This window comes from Paenibacillus sp. alder61 (assembly GCF_020179875.1).
Classification (GTDB): Bacteria; Bacillota; Bacilli; order Paenibacillales; family Paenibacillaceae; genus Fontibacillus; species Fontibacillus faecis.
Genome location: NZ_JAIUDG010000016.1, coordinates 1 through 16417 on the forward strand (window position 1 = coordinate 1; position 16417 = coordinate 16417).

At 53.3% G+C, this 16417-nt stretch carries 15 protein-coding genes; 6 read left to right on the forward strand and 9 right to left on the reverse strand.

The window, feature by feature from the left end; genetic code table 11:
- Nucleotides 1-440 precede the first annotated feature (440 nt).
- From LBW89_RS17350 to LBW89_RS17360, 3 genes are all read left to right on the forward strand, one after another.
- Nucleotides 441-827, forward strand: a complete 387-nt coding sequence (locus LBW89_RS17350) for a GntR family transcriptional regulator (protein WP_213508554.1) — start codon at nt 441-443, stop codon at nt 825-827.
- A gap of 16 nt (nt 828-843) precedes the next feature.
- On the forward strand, nt 844-2247 hold the full coding sequence (locus LBW89_RS17355; RefSeq protein ID WP_225039673.1) for a DUF5808 domain-containing protein: 1404 nt from the start codon (nt 844-846) through the stop codon (nt 2245-2247).
- A gap of 76 nt (nt 2248-2323) precedes the next feature.
- On the forward strand, nt 2324-2632 hold the full coding sequence (locus LBW89_RS17360) for a hypothetical protein (protein WP_225039675.1): 309 nt from the start codon (nt 2324-2326) through the stop codon (nt 2630-2632).
- Between the two features lie 98 nt (nt 2633-2730).
- On the opposite strand, the gene LBW89_RS17365 is transcribed toward LBW89_RS17360, so the two are convergent.
- Nucleotides 2731-3396, reverse strand: coding sequence for a spore coat protein (locus tag LBW89_RS17365; protein WP_225039677.1), 666 nt, complete (start codon nt 3394-3396; stop codon nt 2731-2733).
- 117 nt (nt 3397-3513) lie between these two features.
- Here LBW89_RS17365 and LBW89_RS17370 point away from each other — a divergent pair, with 117 nt between their 5' ends.
- The gene (locus tag LBW89_RS17370; protein WP_318249398.1) at nt 3514-4284 is read left to right on the forward strand and encodes a sporulation protein; all 771 of its coding nucleotides are present in this window, start codon (nt 3514-3516) and stop codon (nt 4282-4284) included.
- A gap of 235 nt (nt 4285-4519) precedes the next feature.
- Complete coding sequence (locus tag LBW89_RS17375) at nt 4520-5194, forward strand: lysozyme inhibitor LprI family protein (protein ID WP_225039679.1); 675 nt, start codon at nt 4520-4522, stop codon at nt 5192-5194.
- Nucleotides 5195-5244: 50 nt separating this feature from the next.
- Here the strand turns inward: LBW89_RS17375 and LBW89_RS17380 are convergent, their stop codons facing one another.
- Nucleotides 5245-6330 (reverse strand): phosphotransferase, encoded by a 1086-nt coding sequence (locus tag LBW89_RS17380; RefSeq protein WP_148455101.1) that lies wholly within the window; start codon nt 6328-6330, stop codon nt 5245-5247.
- 143 nt (nt 6331-6473) lie between these two features.
- Between LBW89_RS17380 and LBW89_RS17385 the strand changes: the two genes are divergently transcribed.
- Nucleotides 6474-6686 carry a DUF378 domain-containing protein gene (locus LBW89_RS17385; protein WP_148455104.1) on the forward strand — a complete coding sequence of 71 codons (213 nt, stop codon included), beginning with the start codon at nt 6474-6476 and terminating at the stop codon, nt 6684-6686.
- Between the two features lie 22 nt (nt 6687-6708).
- Here the strand turns inward: LBW89_RS17385 and LBW89_RS17390 are convergent, their stop codons facing one another.
- The 7 genes from LBW89_RS17390 to LBW89_RS17420 all read right to left on the reverse strand — a co-directional run bounded on the left by LBW89_RS17390 (nt 6709) and on the right by LBW89_RS17420 (nt 15750).
- The gene (locus tag LBW89_RS17390; protein WP_148455106.1) at nt 6709-7617 is read right to left on the reverse strand and encodes an EamA family transporter; all 909 of its coding nucleotides are present in this window, start codon (nt 7615-7617) and stop codon (nt 6709-6711) included.
- A gap of 620 nt (nt 7618-8237) precedes the next feature.
- Entirely contained in the window at nt 8238-10865 is a 2628-nt protein-coding gene (locus LBW89_RS17395) for a LuxR C-terminal-related transcriptional regulator (protein WP_225039680.1), read from the reverse strand.
- A gap of 108 nt (nt 10866-10973) precedes the next feature.
- Nucleotides 10974-12455 carry a glycoside hydrolase family 32 protein gene (locus LBW89_RS17400; RefSeq protein WP_225039682.1) on the reverse strand — a complete coding sequence of 494 codons (1482 nt, stop codon included), beginning with the start codon at nt 12453-12455 and terminating at the stop codon, nt 10974-10976.
- 27 nt (nt 12456-12482) lie between these two features.
- Nucleotides 12483-13307, reverse strand: a complete 825-nt coding sequence (locus LBW89_RS17405) for a carbohydrate ABC transporter permease (protein WP_213508563.1) — start codon at nt 13305-13307, stop codon at nt 12483-12485.
- On the reverse strand, nt 13307-14191 hold the full coding sequence (locus LBW89_RS17410) for a carbohydrate ABC transporter permease (protein WP_148455114.1): 885 nt from the start codon (nt 14189-14191) through the stop codon (nt 13307-13309). The genes LBW89_RS17405 and LBW89_RS17410 overlap by 1 nt, the downstream gene beginning before the upstream one ends.
- 75 nt (nt 14192-14266) lie before the next feature.
- On the reverse strand, nt 14267-14431 hold the full coding sequence (locus LBW89_RS17415) for a hypothetical protein (protein ID WP_225039684.1): 165 nt from the start codon (nt 14429-14431) through the stop codon (nt 14267-14269).
- Complete coding sequence (locus LBW89_RS17420; protein WP_225039685.1) at nt 14413-15750, reverse strand: ABC transporter substrate-binding protein; 1338 nt, start codon at nt 15748-15750, stop codon at nt 14413-14415. Before LBW89_RS17420 ends, LBW89_RS17415 begins: the two co-directional genes overlap by 19 nt.
- Between the last annotated feature and the right edge of the window lie 667 nt (nt 15751-16417).

Here is a 16417-nt window from a genome sequence, read left to right on the forward strand (position 1 = left end):
AGGTATCTTTGTATTCAAGGAGACCTCCTTTCGTATGTATCTGTACAATTCTACGATAACTGGGGTCTCCTTTTTTTGTAAATTATTCTTCTTACTTGTTATGTCATTTTTTTTGCAAGATTGCTGCCCGATTCAGAGAAATAAGGCCGTTTTTGACCCCTATTTTCTCCGTGGAGCCGAATCGGGCCAAAATAGCGGCCCAAAAGGCCGCTATGCCCGGGCGGCGGGGCGGTCGGACTTTCGGCCCCGCTCTGGTCCCGGAAATGAATGACCAATGGCGGTGTAAACGATCCTCCGGAAGGAACGGGTTAGAAACCAAGAAGTTAGCCGATAAGGCTGACTTCTTTTTTTATTTTCCCGGGCACGGCCTGGAATTTAAGTATCATTTGTATTAATATATATAATACAAATGATACTTAAATGTTAAGGAGCACCCAGCCATGCTGATTTCTTTGGATTTGGATAGCGAGACGCCTTTATACGAACAGCTGCGCAATCGGATTATTATCGGAATCGCAACCGGGGAGCTGGCGGAGCAGGAAAAACTTCCCACGGTCCGGCAGTTGGCGGACGATCTGGGGATCAACGCGATGACGGTCAATAAAGCCTACGCGCTGCTGAAGCAGGAAGGCTACATTGCGATTGACCGGCGGCATGGGGCCAAGGTAAGCGCCCGGCAGCAGGGTAAGGTCGATGCCGTGCCGGAACCGGAACTGGAAAGGAAGCTTGAATTGCTTATCGCGGAAGCGGCGATCCGAGGGGTCGACCCCTCACGTTTTCACCAGCTTTGCGCCCGGATTTTTTCGAAAATGAGCTATCAACCCTAATCCTGGATGAAATGAGTTGATTCCTATTTTTACGCTGCTGTTATCGGGTATTGCCCTGTTCAGTTACATCGTGCTTCTGGCGACTTACGGTCCGCAGGCCAAATATCAAAAAGGGATGTTATTTGCTGTGACCTTGCCCGGCCATGCGATGGAGCATCCGGAGACGGCAAGGATCCAGGCGGGTTTCCGCAGGCGCTTCGGGAATGTCAGCCTTGGCATGGCGCTGTTGTTTGTCCCCGTGCTGTTCCTTCGCCATCATATGGCTTTTCAGGCGGTTTACTTTTTCATGTGGTTTCCGACCTTTTTCATCGTGATGGCCCTGCCCTTCCGCAAGGCGTTTCGGCAAACGCTGGCTTTAAAGCGTGAACACGACTGGTTCGTCGGGCCGAGACGCGTGGTGATGGGCGATTTGCGGGTGGCCCGCCTGAAAAACCGGAAGTCCGCTCCCTTGTGGCTGTTTTCCTTCCCTTTCGCCATGGCCGGCGGAACGCTGCTGTGGACGGCCCGTGAGGAAAAGGGGCTTCTCGCCATCGCCGTCGGGGGGCTGGCCGTCACGGCTTTGCTTTTTCTGATATCCGCGCTGATGAGGAGATCCAAAGCCAAAGTGTACAGCGAGAACAGTGAAGTCAATCTCAGCCTGAACCAGGCCAGACGGAGAGTGTTGTCCTTTTTATGGCTCGCGGTGGCGGTGGTGGAGAACATCCATTTTTACCTCATCACCCTATCGGCGCTTCGGGAGAATGACGGAATGACCGGATTTTGGACGGCGGTTACGCTGCTGTTTACGGCAATCCCCTTAGCGATGGTGATTTACGCTTATCGTAAGATTCGCGTCCTGGAGAATGATGTACTGGCCCAGGAGGGAAAAGAGATCGTTACGGATGACGATGAGTACTGGGCTAACGGGTTTACCTATCATAATCCGGATGACAGAAGCGTTTTCGTGCCCAAGCGAGTAGGGTTGGGGGAAACCGTCAATACGGCAACCTTAACCGGAAAAATACTCGTCTGGGGGACGCTCGCCTTAGCTGCCTCGGTTCTGATCGGAGTCTGCTTTATGCTGATCCGCTCCGAGCTCACGTCGCCCGAGCTGCGGTTTGCCGCGGACAATCGCGTAGAAATCGATTATCCGATGTATTCATACGGCTTCCGAACGGAGGACATTAGGGACATTGCCCTTGTCGACGAACTGCCGGCAGGGATCAAAATCAATGGGGAGGCGACCGACCGGCACGCGCGAGGACATTTCCGGCTGAAGGAATTGGGCAAAGCCAGGTTGTATGTTTTTAAGGATCACCCTCCGTTTATTCGAATCAAACTGAAAGACGGATATATTTTTTACAATGAGGAGGAGCCGGGGCGGACGCAAAGTTTGTATGATCGGTTGAAAGAGCGTGTCGCATCGGGAATGGAAAATTAACTGGAAGAAAACGGCAAATTTAAGCATAAACCTTTATGATGGGTCCCAATGAATTAGGGGAGGATCTCATCTTACGATGTTTATGGGGATCGGCATGTTCGGGCTGTATTTCCTGCATATCCGTAAGGCCGGAAAGCTGGGTTTTTCCGCTTTTGCCATTCATTCGTTCGCCAGTTTTTTGCTGATGGCGCTCGTCTTTGATTCGCTGACGTTCCGGGTCTATGAGCCGTCGATGCTGGACTCGCCGCCCCCACTTTTGCCGATCGCCATCACGGGGCTGACGTCCATGCCCCTGCTGATTCTCAGCATGGTGCTGTTTCCGGTTTGCGTCTTGCGGACCCAAATTTCGGACACGGCCCGGCAGGACGCGGATCTCGCGGCCTGATTTCCGAAGTAGCCCGATGGGCCGTATCCATCTCAAAGAAAGAAGCCGCTCGCGGGCGGCTTCTTTGAGTTCCATGATATTCGCCGATCGGCAAAAAACTACATGTATTGTTGACCGGACTGCTGGTTGCCCACGCTGCCGAGGTTGCCCATGTTGCCCATGTTGCCCAGATTACCGAGGTTCCCCATCGTCGGGGCGGTGCCATAGGAATGCATGTAGGTGTTCATTGTCGTGTCCTTCAAGGTCGGGATTTGATAGTATCCCTTTTGGTTGGCGTATTGGAAGCCTTCATAAGCCATGTCCGCGGATTTGTTGGCACAAGTTTGCATGAATTGGCGCAGCGTCGGGTTGGCCATTTCCAGGGTCGCCTTCATTTTTAAAGCAGCCGTTTGCTTGTGACATGTAATCAGACAGAGAGCCACGTCCATGTCATCGATTTGTTCGCTGCTTTGGGCAGGGGTTTGGGTTTGTGGGTTACGCAGTCCATAAAGCGGTTGGAAGGACATGTCGGCTGGATTCATCCGCATATCCGGCAGCGTTTTTTGGGCGCGGGCCGGCATCGCTTCGGAAGCCCCCAATTGATGCGCCATTTGCACCAGGTTGTTGTACTCCATCGTGCAGGCGTGCAGATGATTGTTCACCATCGTTTGCAATTGCGGGTCTTTTGCGTGCGGGCGGAACAACTGCAATGTATTCAATCCGTGAATGGCATCGTTCATTACTTCATGCAGTTCCATAACCTCATGTGCGCCAAGAGTATTCATCGGTTGGTAAACCCTCCATAAAGTTAAATTTTTTTACTTCAAAATTTTGCACAAAGGTTATCCCAATTATGCATCGCCATATGCTATATTTAACCTAAATTATTGAAAGTGAGGGGTATGATGTCATTCGTAAACAAATTGCTGGCTAGTGTGGGAATCGGTTCGGCCAAGGTGGATACCGTGCTGTACCGCGACCAGTTGATCCCTGGGGAGCCCGTTGAGGGGGTTGTCCGCATAAAGGGAGGGCATGTCGAGCAAACGATCGATAGCATTTATCTTCAATTGTTTACGACCTATGAACGCAAGTCCAATGACAGCACGATTACGTCCCACGCGGAGCTCGGAAGCTATCCGCTTACCCGGCCGTTTACGCTGAAGCCGGACGAAGCGAAGGAGGTCCCTTTTTCCTTCACCCTGCCATTGGATACCCCGCTTACCTTGGGAAAAACCCGCGTCTGGGTACAAACGGGGCTGGATATCAAAAACGCCGTCGATCCGTCCGACCGCGATTATATCGCCATCTCCCCAACGCCGCTGGTATCCGCTTTTCTAAATGCGGTCCAATCCTTAGGCTTTCAATTGCATTACGCCAATTGCGAACAGGCATCGGGCATGTTCCGCAATCGCCTGCCGTTCGTGCAGGAGTTTGAATTCGTACCCGTGAACGGCGTGAACCGCCAAAGGCTGGATGAGCTTGAAGTGGTGTTTCTGCCGCAGGCGGACGGTATCAAAGTCATCATGGAAATCGACCGCAGATCGAGAGGATTGAGCGGATTTCTGGCGGAGGCGATGGATATGGACGAAACGAAGATCAGCCTCTTCGTCACGGACCGCGATATCCCGAACTTGCCGCAGATGATACAATCCTGCATTTCCCGGTTTAGTTAAGTCGCTATTTTTAATAGTTATTATGAGCCCGCTCCTTGTGGAGCGGGCTTTCTGTCTATGTTTTCAGGGCGAAGCCGGGATATTTTTGCAGCAACCACAGCATAACCTTTTCACTTTTTTCTGGTAATTTGGAAGAACTATGCAACTTTATCGGACTGCGTTTCGTTTCAGTTAATATAATGTTGCCACATGAACGTTATATGGGATAAAAAAATCGAAGGATAGGTGAAATATATTGAAGAAAGCACTTCTCCCGGCATTGTTGGCTTGCGTGTTTCTGTCCGGCTGCGGGAGTACTGGAAATGAGGGGACCGCGGAGATCCTTCCCGTTCCTTCCGGACAGGAAAGTCCGGCGGGGGATCAAGGAAGTGCGGCATCGAACGGCGGTGTGAAGGGGACGGACGGCAGCGTTCCGACAAATAGCCCGTCGACGGACAAAAACAGCGAAAGTGTGAGCCACGCTCCGGCGACGGCCGAAACGAAAGATAACACCGGTCCGGTCCAAGGCAAAGAACCGGCCGAAGCCGGAAATAAGCCGGCCGAACGGAAGGCAACCAAGGCGGATTATCTCGACAAGCTCAAGGAGATTGAAGAGGGGTTGTCCGATTTGGATCAACTCAACGAGGAAGGGACCACCGCTTCAATGACCCAGGCGGCGGATGAAACCTACAAACGATGGGATGCGGCGCTGAACGAGATAAACGGGGAGTTGAAGAACCGGCTTACTGAAAGCGCCATAAAGGACTTGAAGGAAGAACAGCGGAAGTGGATTGCCCAGCGTGATAAAGCCGCGGCGAAAGCGGCGGAGGAGTTCGAGGGAGGAACCATGGAAGCTTTGCAGCTGGTTGCAGCGAAGGCGGAAATGACCAAGAAGAGATGTTACGAGTTGGTTGAAAACTATATGAAGTGAAAAATAGAAAAGGGAATGACCTCCGGGTAGCGGGTGTCATTCCCTTTTTTTTATTCCGCCGCGTTCAGCAGTTCCCCGCCTTGCAAGTCCTGAAACGCCAGAACGGCACGTTCCAGCTCTCTTCTCCATAGCCAGCGCATTTCCGTCCTCTCCGCCGGATCGATGCACCAGGAGGCGGCGACATAGAAACATTGCATCGCCGACAGTTTATAGTCGATCCATAACTGTTCCCAGCGATAATCCGCAGCGCATCGGCCGGAAAGAACTTGGTGATAGGCTTTCAAGAGGTCTCGTTCCAGCTTGCGCCGGTTTTCCGGCTCCCAGAATAAAACCGTTAAGTAAGCTAAATCGGCTGGACCGAACCAGCTTAATAACGACCAATCAAAGGGTTGACGGTCGATCAGGAACACGCTGCCGCCGGAACCGGATTTGGGAACCAAAATATTCCCTGGATTTATATCCCCGTGCACCAATGTACATAGGGAAGGGAATTGCCGGATTCTTCGTCTCAGCACGGCCGGAAGCTTGTCAAAAACCAACCGGGCGACGGCTGCCAGGTCATGGCGCCCCTCTTGCATAAGCTCCTCAAGCAGCGGAGCGCATCCTCGTTCCACATGGGCCAGATAACGGTCAAGCTGAGAGGTGTCCATCTCCGGGTATCCGGCCTCTTTAATACGGTCGGGTCCCCACCGGCAGCTGTGCAATTTGGCGACGGCGGCCGCTACCTGGGCAGCGTATTCCGAATCGGGCGAAAGCTCCCAGCTATTCCGGTGGCTATCTGAGACGTCCTCCAGCAAAAGATGGTAGGCATGGTCTTCAAATGCGGCGTCATAGCAGGCCAGCAGAGGAATGTCGTCCGCATCCCGATAATCTCTGCCATAATAATATACTTCCGACGGGCCGAATTCCTGGCTGCGGCATACTTTTAATATGAGGCTTCGGGGCAACCGGACATCCGGGGCATCGGGGCGGAGCCGGATTTTGTACATGGAGGCGTTCGTCGCATCCATTTGTTCCACGTCATAGCTTTCGAGATTTCCGGCTCCCGAAAAGCCGGCTTGGAGCAAACAGGAACGAAGGCGGTCCAGCGAAAACTGATCGGCATCGTTCGGATCCCGTATTACCGTACTGCTCATAAAAACCCCTCCCTTCTCCAATTAAAAGATATACCAAACTGAAGGACAAGGGTAATCTTTTTTGTGAAAAAATGCATAATCTTCTCAAAAAACGGGAATTTTCTTAATAAACAAGTAAGTATACCTTAAGGAGTGGACGGAAATTGAAAACCTTAAATGTCATTGCTCTTACCTTACTTATCATTGGGGGGTTGAACTGGCTTCTGGTGGGTCTGTTTCAGTTCGACTTGGTGGCTTCGCTCTTTGGCGGCCAGGACTCAACCTTGTCCCGGGTCGTTTATGTGATCGTCGGCATCTGTGCATTATATTCGCTCAAATTCTTTAACGATGTGAGCAACGGAGAACGTGCAAGATAATTGTCGCCTCGCTTCCCTCGACTCATAACTCATCCGCGATCCCCAGCAGGGCGATCCCCAGGATGACGATAACAATGAGAGCATACTGCCCCCGGCTCAGCCGTTCCCTAAGGAACAAGCGGGAGAGAAGGATCGAGAAAATGCTGTAGGAGGCGATCAGCGGCGCGGCGATAATCGCGTTGCTGGACATGGCGAAGACATAGAAAAACTGCCCGATCGTTTCGAAGACCGCCGCAGCCCCTTTGACCCGTTCCCGGAACAGGTTGAAGGGTTGTTTTTTGATTCCGCGCAGATAAACCCATGCGGCCAACGCGCACAGGAAAAAGGTGAACTCATAAGCCAGCAGGGCCGAATCCTCGCCGATCAAGCTCCATTCGTCCAGGTAAATCGCATCCGCGAAGGTGCCGAGCCCGTCGATCAGGCAGTAGAGGATCGGGAACAGGATCGCCATAACGCCGATCTGATACTTTTTGTCGAATTGGATCGCACCGGTTTGAAGCGCGGCCCGTTCGGCTCTTTTTTCGAGGATGGCTATGCCGACCACCCCTGCCGTAATGATCGTGATCCCTATAATTTCGAGAGCTCCCAAGCTATGCGTGAAAAACAGAAACAACAGAATCGTTGTCACGGCCCCGGAGGAATTCTGCACGGGAGAAGCAATGGACAGTTCGATATAGCGCAGACCGATGTATCCGATCGTCATGGACAGAATATATAAGGCCGAAACGGGCAGATATCGGATCATGTCCGCCGGGTCAAAGGCGATTCCTTTCAACAGCATGTAAGAAACGGCGTGAACTCCCATCACCAGGCCGACCATGATGACGATTTTAATGTGACTGAACCGGTCGCTGCTGTCGCTTCCTTTTTTGTAAAAGAGATCCGCGCCTCCCCAGGCCATCGCCGTCAATAGTGCAAATATAAACCACATTCATGAAAACCCCTTGTTCGTTCGATTTCCAAAAAAGCCCCAAAGGCTTTCTCATTATAATCGTCATCGCCGGAGGGATGTCAATGACAAATGCACGCCCGGGACCGGTTGAAAAATCATAACCACCCGTCCAACGGGTGGTTTGCTCTAAGGCTATAAGCTTTTATTACCGGCTCGCGCCTAATGGCGCTAGCTTTCACTTCGTTCAAGCTACTATGCCGTTGCCGCTTTTGCCTACCCCTGAAGGGGTGCCACTAGTGTCCCTTCAGACAACCCTGATAACATAGAATTCCTGCATATGTGCATGTTTTTTCTTGCTTAGGGCCAAAAAATTCAAAATTCCTGCAAATCTGCAGGAATTTTCGACGAAACCGGCTCGTTTCTCTAAAATCGCTAGAAATTCCTGCAGATTTGCATCTTTTTTCGCACTCCCTCGGGAATCGGCCTAAAATACCCGCAGATTTGCATCTTTTTGGAGTTGGAAGCTTGGAAGCACACGGGTGGTTTGTTGTTTCGCACGCTTCGCGAGTTCAACTGGCTAAAGCCCCAAATAAAAAAGCGGAATACAAGGGAAAGCTCCCTTGCATTCCACGGTAAATTCGTGATTTGCTCCGTTCTTTTTACTCCTCCAGCAGATCCAGCGCTTCGGCGGCCAGCAGGGCTTGGGTGCGCGAGGATACGCCCAGCTTCCCGTAAAGCCGGGACAGGTAAACTTTGACCGTTCCTTCCGATAGGGATAGCGCTCCGGCAATTTCCTTGTTGGAAGCCCCTTGGCGGACCCACCGCAGGATTTCCAGCTCGCCTGACGTGAAGGATTCCGGCGGGTTCGCCTCGCTCCGGGCGTTCTCCGGACGGGCCTCACCCGTATCGGCTTGAGAAAAGCTTGCCAGCAGCGCGGCGATATAGGCGCCGGATATGGCTTTTCTCGCAATCCGCGAAGGCTCCTCCGCCTGCGGCTGAAGCGCCTCATACTGCCGCAGCAGCCTGTCCATAGCCGGACCGGCATCCGTAAAGCAGCGGACATATCCGTTCGCTTCGCCGATTTCCAGCGCATCGTGGAGGAAGCGCCGAGCCTGCTTCAGATAGCCTGCGGCATGGGAGAAGACGGCCTGAAGGCACAGGATTTCCGCGGTGGCCATGACGCAATTTTCCCGCCGCGACAAGGGCAGGAGCTGCTCTAAAATACGCAGGGCTTCCGGCTCCTTTTTCTGCGCCCCCAACACTTTGGCCAGCGTGGCATACTCAAAATAACGGTTGAAGGAAGGCTTGTCCTTGGCCGAGATCGAAAGGTCGGCCAGCGATTTCTTGGCTTCTCTCGCCTTGCCTTCCATCACATAGAGCCGGGTCCGCATGGCCCAGAGGTAGCGGCGCCAATGGGGATCGGTCGTATTCGGCAGATGGTCCAGCGCGTCGCCGATCGTGTCCTGGGCAGCCGCCCACTGTCCGCGGGCCGCATGGACTAGCGCCTGGGTCATCCGGTTGGGCACGAACAATCCCGGAATTTCGCCCACCCGGGAGATGCTCTCCAACCGATGGATCAGCGTTTCGCTATCCTCCAGCCGGTTCCACTCATAGTACCCCTCGCAAAGCGATTGGACGACGTAGAGATGAATCAGGGAGTCCTGCCACCCATGGGACTGCAGTACCCCGGTAAACAGATGGCCGATCCGCTCCATATCCTCGGACAGCCCGCCCCGCAGGCCGAGATCCGTAAGCCGGACGAACGGTTTGCTCTGGTTATAGTTGAAATTGTAGAAGATCGGCTCCGGCGTCAATATGTCATCATCCGGGATGGCGCTTTTAAAGGCGAACCATTTCCCGAAGCTGCCGGAGGTAAACAGCAGGTTGGAGCGGATGAACAAAAGTCCGCTCCGCAATTTCTCCGCTTCCTCGCCTTGGGCGGCCGGGAGTTCCCGCCGTTCCATCTTGTCGAGCTCCGCTTCCGCCCGCTCGGTCTGGCCGGTAACGACCTGAATAAACGCCCGCAGCAGCCGCATATCCGAGGAAAGAGGAAACTCGTCCGGAAACTGGTCGAACCACCGGGTCAGGGTGGAGAACTCCCCTTGTTCCACCTTCCCCTGAATCTGGTCGCGGATCCGCAGCTCGGCGAGGCCGAAGTCTCCGGCGGCAAACGCATGCTGCGCGGCCTGTTCCATCGCTCCCCGCTCCGCCGCCCAGACGCCGGCCTTGCGATGACACCTTTTCCACCCTTCGGCATCCCGCTTTTTCATCAAATTTTGCAGAAAGTCCGCGAAAAGGTGGTGGTATCGATACCAAGCACGGTGGGCGTCCAGCGGAATCAAAAACAAATTGTTGGCCTGCAGCCGTTCGAGCATGCTCTGTCCGTCGCTGCGGCCGGTAACGGCGTTGCAGGCGGAGGCGTTCATCTGCGGCAGCACCGACGTCTGCGTGGTGAATTCCTGCTCATCGGCGGAGAGCCGGTTAAACACTTCCTCGAACAAAAAATCGCGGATATGCAGGTGGGAGCTATTCAAATCTGAAATATAGCGGTCAAGTTCGTCCTCAAAAGGGAGCGTCAAGGAAACGAGCTGGAGTCCGGCGGCCCAACCCTCCAGTTTGGAGGACAGGATCTGGAGCTGCCGTTTGGACAGTTCCACTTGGGCGGTGTTCCGGTAGAAAGCGCCAATTTCCGCTGCATTGAACTCCAGATCGCGGGCCGCAAGCCGGACGGCATCGCCCTGCGCCAGCCATTTGACGGTGGGGAAGGGGGGATCCACCCGGCTGGATAGAAGGAGATGGACATTTCCGGGCATATTGTCTATGAAGTAAGAAAGGCTCGAATGAATGGCGGGGTTCGTAACCAGATGAACGTCATCCAGGACAAGCACGATCTCCGCGCTTGTCCTGTGCAATTCATTGATTAACGCGTCAACGGCCAGATTTACGGACAACCCGGGCATTTCGCGGATAAGCGGGGCGGTGCGATCCGCAGACGGTCCATCGCCGTCCTGACACAAGGCCTGGATGACATACCGCCAAAATCGAACGATGTCGTTGTCGTTTTCGTCAAGCGAGACCCACGCCGCCTGAGCACCGCATTGATGCACCCATTGACTAATCAATGTCGATTTGCCGTAACCGGCAGGGGCGCTGATGAACGTCAGTTTTCTGGACAAGGCCCCGTTCAGGCTATGGATTAAACGTTCTCTCGGGACCAGAACTTCCTTAAGAACGGGAAGGGCCGTCTTGGTGGCCAGCATCCCGGAATGGGCAGGCTGCAGCAGCATAGAACCTCCTGAGGATCTCAAAGATGATTAGCTAGATTTGCTGCTCCTATTATACGGGAAAAACATAGGCACCGCTTGTCAAATTTTATAGAAGAGATTCGTTCGGGATCATCCTTTTACGAGATCCCACTTCCGTAGCCGATGCACCCGACACTCCCCCGTGGAAAATAAGGCCATCCCCAGGGAGGCGGGCCCCGGATAAATCCGCGCCGTCATGACGAGCTCCCCGTCCCCGGCAAATACCTCCACAGATGATTTGTCCATAAAAATCCGCAGCCGGAGCCGTTCGTCCGCAAGGGAGACGGCGGCTTTGCGCCGGCCTCCCGGGCCGATCCCGGCCCGGTCCCGGTCCAAGACAAGCATGCCTTCGGAGCGATCGTAAGCAATGACGGTTTCTTCTTTCCCCGTTCCATCGCATCGCAGCTTCAGCCCGAATTGCGTCGCGGTTCCCGGCTCAAACTCCACCTGAAGCTCATAGCAATCTCCGGAGATGTCCAAAGGAAGCTCGCCATCGAGAGGGGTTGCTCCCAATTCGTATGGAGCGGTGCGCCAGGTCTCCACCTCCGGCACCGGCTGGAACAGAAGCCGGTCACCGTCCGGGACGACCACGCGCGGGAGACTCATGGCACCGGCCCAATGGTGCCCCCGCTGGGTGGGGATGTCCTGTTCCCACATGTCCATCCAGCCGATCACGATCCGTCGTCCTTTGTCGTCGACGGCGGATTGCGGGGCGTAGAAGTCAAAGCCATGGTCCACTTGGGCCCGGAAGTTCGCCTGGAATGACCCGGTTTCCGGGTCAAACTCCCCAACCATGTACATGGTGGAGTGGAGGTTCCGGTACTGTTCTCCCTGTGCGGGCATCCGCTGGGGCGACAGCATCAGAATGTACTTGCCGTCCAGCGGGAACAGATCCGGGCACTCCCAATTGTCGCCCATGGTGCCGTCGCTCTTGGCCAAGATGCTGACAAAAGTCCATGCTTTCAAATCGGAAGAACGGTAGAGCAAGACGAGGCCGTTGCCCTGCGCGTCGTTCGACCCGAGCACCGCGTAATAGTGTTCGCCGATCTTCGCGACCTTGGGATCCCGGAAGTCTTTGCGGCTTACCCCCGCGGGAATTTGACCGAGGCCGATCACCGGGTTCCCCGAATATTTTGTAAAGGCGATCCCGTCTTCGGAAACGGCCAAAGCTTGCACTTGCTCATAATCCCGATCCGGATCGGCACCGGTTACCCGGTGGCCCGTATACATAAGCACGAGCTTGCCGTCCACTTCCACTGCGCTGCCCGAGAAGCACCCATCCTTGTCGTAAGCTTCGCCGGGGGCAAGCGCTACGGGGAGATACTCCCAATGGAGAAGATCCCGGCTGACGGCGTGCCCCCAATGCATGGGTCCCCAAAAAGGCTTGTACGGATAATGCTGATAGAACAGGTGATAGACACCGCCCGAATAAATAAATCCGTTCGGATCGTTCATCCAGCCGTATTCCGCCATCAGATGGTAATTCAGTCTGTACTCCGGGTTTAAGGAAGGTTTCGACTCCCGAATAAATCGATCCGCTCGTTCTACGGTGTAAGTTGATTCAGTAAACATATTTGAATAAGCCTCCCGAAAAATCCCTTATTTGATGGAACCCTGCATGACTCCCTGGATAATGTATCGCTGGGCGAACATATAGACGAGCATGATCGGCATGACCGTCAACACGAGACCGGCCATAAGCGGCCCGTAATCCACGGAATAGGTACCGTAAAAGTTAAACGTCGAGAGCGGCAAGGTTCGGTTCTCCGGCGACACCAGAATCAAGGAAGGAAGCAGGTAGTCATTCCAGATCCAGAGTACGTTCAGAATCGAGATCGTAGCCGTTGTGGGCGCCAGTACCGGAAATACGATCCTGAAAAAGGTTTGCCGGCGCGTGCACCCGTCGATGAGGGCGGCTTCCTCCAGCTCCGCCGGAATCCCTTTGACAAAGCCGTGGTAAATAAACACCGCCAGCGGACTCCCGAAACCCAAATACATATAAATCAGCGACCATTTGTTGTCCAGCAGGTTCAAGGATCCGTAGATTTTAACGAGCGGGATCATAATGGCCTGGAAGGGGATGATCATCGCCGCAACCATAATCATGAACGTGTATTGGTTGAATTTCGTATTGTTTCGTACAAAATAGTGGGCGGTCATCGCGGCAAAAAGCGAGATCAAAGCGACGCCCAACAGGGTGATCACCAAAGAGTTGAAGAAAGAAGCCGTGTAGTTCATTTTTTCGAAGGCGTTCCGGTAGTTGTCCCAGTTAAATACTTCCGGGAAAGCCAGCGGGTTCGATGTGATCGCCGTATTTGCTTTAAACGAGTTCAGCAGCAGAAAAAAGAAAGGGAACACGAACAGGCAGAGGACCACAATCAAGCCGGCGGTTCTTAACCAGGTTGAAGATTTGGAGCTGCGCATCAGGCTTCCACCTCCATCTTTTTGCCGAAGTAGACTTGAAGCAATGTAATCGCCGCCACCAGAAGAAACAGCACGAGCGCCTCAGCCTGACCGAGCCCGTAATCCCGGGACAGGAAAGCCTTTTCGTAAACATGCATGGAAACCATTTCCGTGCTTTTGAAAGGCCCGCCTTTGGTTAATGAAAGGTTCACATCGTAGACCATAAAGCCGCGTTGCAGCGTCAAAAAAATACACACGATAAACGAAGGGACCATCAGCGGCAAAATCATGCGGCGCAGTTTGGTCCAGCGGTTGGCTCCGTCAATGCTGGCCGCTTCCAGCACATCATGAGGTACGCTCATAAGTCCGGCGATATAGATCACCATCATATACCCCGCGTACTGCCATACTGTAACGACAACCAGAGCCCAGAACGCTTTCTCCGGGTCCGCCAGCCAGGAGTAGCTGAACAGAGGGATGTTCGCTTTTTCGCCAAGGAACACAAAAACATTCGAGAAGATAAACTGCCAGATTAACCCGAGCACGATGCCGCCTACGAGGTTGGGCAGAAAGAAGCCGGCCCGGAACAGGTTTTGGCCCTTTAAGCCGCGGGACAGCCCGAGCGCCAGCAAAAAGGCCACGGCATTGACCAGCACGACGGTGAAAAATACATATTTAAGCGTTAAACCGAAGGATTGCCAGAATACTTTATCCTGAAAAACCTTGGTATAGTTATCAAACCAAACCAGCGTATGCGAGGTCGCGATGCCATCCCAGTTCGTCATGGTCAAATAGATGCCGTAAAGGAACGGGACGATCATCACCGTGATAAAAGCAAACAAGGTAGGACCGGTAAACAACAGCCGGTTCTGCAGCCGGGGCCACCATTCCTTCTCCTTAATCATACTGATTCCTCTTTTCCGTTAAGTCGTGTAGATGGAAGAACAGAGAGGGACAAGACCAGGCTTGCCCTTTCTCTGTTAGCTGATGAATTGCGTGCGGATGAGCCGATTTTTGTAGCTTTGCTTGCTTTCGTTGTTTAACTTGCGTTGCTGCTTAACTTGTTGTACTTGCTGTATTGCTGTGCTTGCTGTACTTGCTTGACCTTGCTGTGATTTAGCTTCGTTTACTTTACGGTTTTCCAATATTCTTCGATTTCCTGAATCAAGGTGCCGCGGTCTCCGGCGCCGCTCAAATATTTCTGCATGGAAGCGCCGAGTTTGGCCCAGTGGTCGGCGGGCAGAACGCTCATCGATTCCTGGAATTGACCCTTCGCCATGTACTCCTGAATGGAGCGGCCGAGCGGATCGGCGGCCGGCAGGGTGATGCTCTTGAAGGCAGGAATAATATTGGTCTGATTCACGAGGAAGTCCTGTCCTTTTTCCTCATACACCAACCAGTTCAAAAAGGCTTTAGCCGCTTCTTGCTGTTCGGGCGTGCTCTTTTCCTTGTCTACAACAATCCGCTTGGACGTGGCCAGGGAGATTTCCCGGTTTCCGAAATCGTCGGGAGTATCGCTGATCGGTACAGGAATAAACCCGTATTCGCCGTTCGCCGTATCAAAGGATTTAATCTGCGGCCATGCCCAGTTGCCCTGGAACCAGATGCCGACTTCGCCCTTGCCGAGAAGCTCGGCACCGCGCTCATAGACGCCGGAGAGCGGGGATTTCTTATCGATGTTGTACTCTTTCATCAGATCGAATGTATCGAGCAGTCCGTTGAGAGCTTTGTTGTCGGCGAGGGTCGTTTGCCCCGCTTTCAACGAATCGATAAATTTGTTGACTTCCGCCATATCCTTGTTCTGGGTAGCGTAGGCCAGAGGCAGGAAGTGAGCCCCGAGCGACCAGTCCATCGGCGAAACAATCAGCGCTTTCTTTCCGGAAGCTTCGATTTGTTTGAACAGGTTTTCCAAGTCGCTTCTGGTCTTTATCGTACTTGGATCAAATTGGCCGCCGACCGCTTGATCGAGTACCGGCTTATTGTAAATGAAACCATAGCCTTCGATGGCCAGAGGAAAGGCGAGGTTTTTGCCGTCGAACGTTGTCAGGCTCGTCGCGTTTTCCACGATGTCGGCGTTCCATTTCTCACCGCTCAAGTCGAGGATCCGGTCCTTGAATTTCTCGACATCCCCCGTATCCAGCATGATCATGGTCGGCGGGTTTCCCGACGCGTACATGGTCGAGGCGCGTTCGAAAGGCGAGGTTCCCGCCGGAGCCGCCATAATCTCGAGAGTAATGCCGGGATGGTCGGCTTCAAACGTTTTGGCCGCCGCCTCAAGTTGGGTTTGAATTTCTCCCTTGGAGTTCAGCAAGGAGATTTTTACCTTGCCGCCCGAGCCCCCGGCCGAGGAACCGGCGCCTTCGGCGTTTTTGGAGCCGGCCTGATTGCCGCCTCCGCAAGCCGAGACGAGGAGCGTCAAAATTGCGATCATGACCGTCATGTTCATCCAGGATACTCGTTTCATCTTTGTTTCCCCCTGTTAAATGTAATCGCTTGCATCATTTACGAGATCATTGTATGTCAAACGTTTAACATATGTCAATCGTTTGACATAAAAATCGCGTAAAAAATTAAGGGCTGCCTCAAGACGGGTTTGCTCCCGTAACAAATCGAACTCAACTTACCGAGCGGATTAAGCGGTCGTTTATGGCCCTGGCCGCGGCCACCATAGGCGCTATGTCGCGAAAGCTACGCTTGCGGAAATCTAACGGAAATAATAGCTGCTATTTTGCGAATTTTCCCTTTCGCGAAATTCTAACGGAAATAGTAGCGCCTATTGTGGTAATATCGCGTCCAAATGACCTCATTTTGCCAAAATAGCCGCTACTGCGTCCGTTAGAATTTTAAAACATGCCTAAAGGACGAAATAGCGGCTATGGCTTCCGTTAGATTCCCGGGTGATCTTCGGGTTTTTGTTGGAGTACCTGAGTGAGCTTCAGGCTCCTGTAGAATACCTGGCTGATCTTCGGGCTTCCGTTGAAGTGCCCGTGCAGAGCTTCGGGCTTCCGTTGAAGTGCCCGGCGAACTTCGAACTTCCGTTGAAGTGTCCGGCAGAGCTTAGCATTTTCGTCGAAATGCCCATCAGGCTTCGGCCTTATGCGCTCGGCGTTAAGTGCGGTGCTCCCCGGGGA

Excerpts from the sequence above, each read along its gene's own strand:
- LBW89_RS17360 (WP_225039675.1), top strand. The coding sequence starts at position 2,324 with ATGTTTATGGGGATCGGCATGTTCGGGCTGTATTTCCTGCATATCCGT.
- LBW89_RS17410 (WP_148455114.1), bottom strand. The coding sequence starts at position 14,191 with ATGATTAAGGAGAAGGAATGGTGGCCCCGGCTGCAGAACCGGCTGTTG.
- LBW89_RS17405 (WP_213508563.1), bottom strand. The coding sequence starts at position 13,307 with ATGCGCAGCTCCAAATCTTCAACCTGGTTAAGAACCGCCGGCTTGATT.
- LBW89_RS17350 (WP_213508554.1), top strand. The coding sequence starts at position 441 with ATGCTGATTTCTTTGGATTTGGATAGCGAGACGCCTTTATACGAACAG.
- LBW89_RS17365 (WP_225039677.1), bottom strand. The coding sequence starts at position 3,396 with ATGAATACTCTTGGCGCACATGAGGTTATGGAACTGCATGAAGTAATG.
- LBW89_RS17370 (WP_318249398.1), top strand. The coding sequence starts at position 3,514 with ATGATGTCATTCGTAAACAAATTGCTGGCTAGTGTGGGAATCGGTTCG.
- LBW89_RS17390 (WP_148455106.1), bottom strand. The coding sequence starts at position 7,617 with ATGTGGTTTATATTTGCACTATTGACGGCGATGGCCTGGGGAGGCGCG.
- LBW89_RS17400 (WP_225039682.1), bottom strand. The coding sequence starts at position 12,455 with ATGTTTACTGAATCAACTTACACCGTAGAACGAGCGGATCGATTTATT.
- LBW89_RS17420 (WP_225039685.1), bottom strand. The coding sequence starts at position 15,750 with ATGAAACGAGTATCCTGGATGAACATGACGGTCATGATCGCAATTTTG.
- LBW89_RS17380 (WP_148455101.1), bottom strand. The coding sequence starts at position 6,330 with ATGAGCAGTACGGTAATACGGGATCCGAACGATGCCGATCAGTTTTCG.
- LBW89_RS17395 (WP_225039680.1), bottom strand. The coding sequence starts at position 10,865 with ATGCTGCTGCAGCCTGCCCATTCCGGGATGCTGGCCACCAAGACGGCC.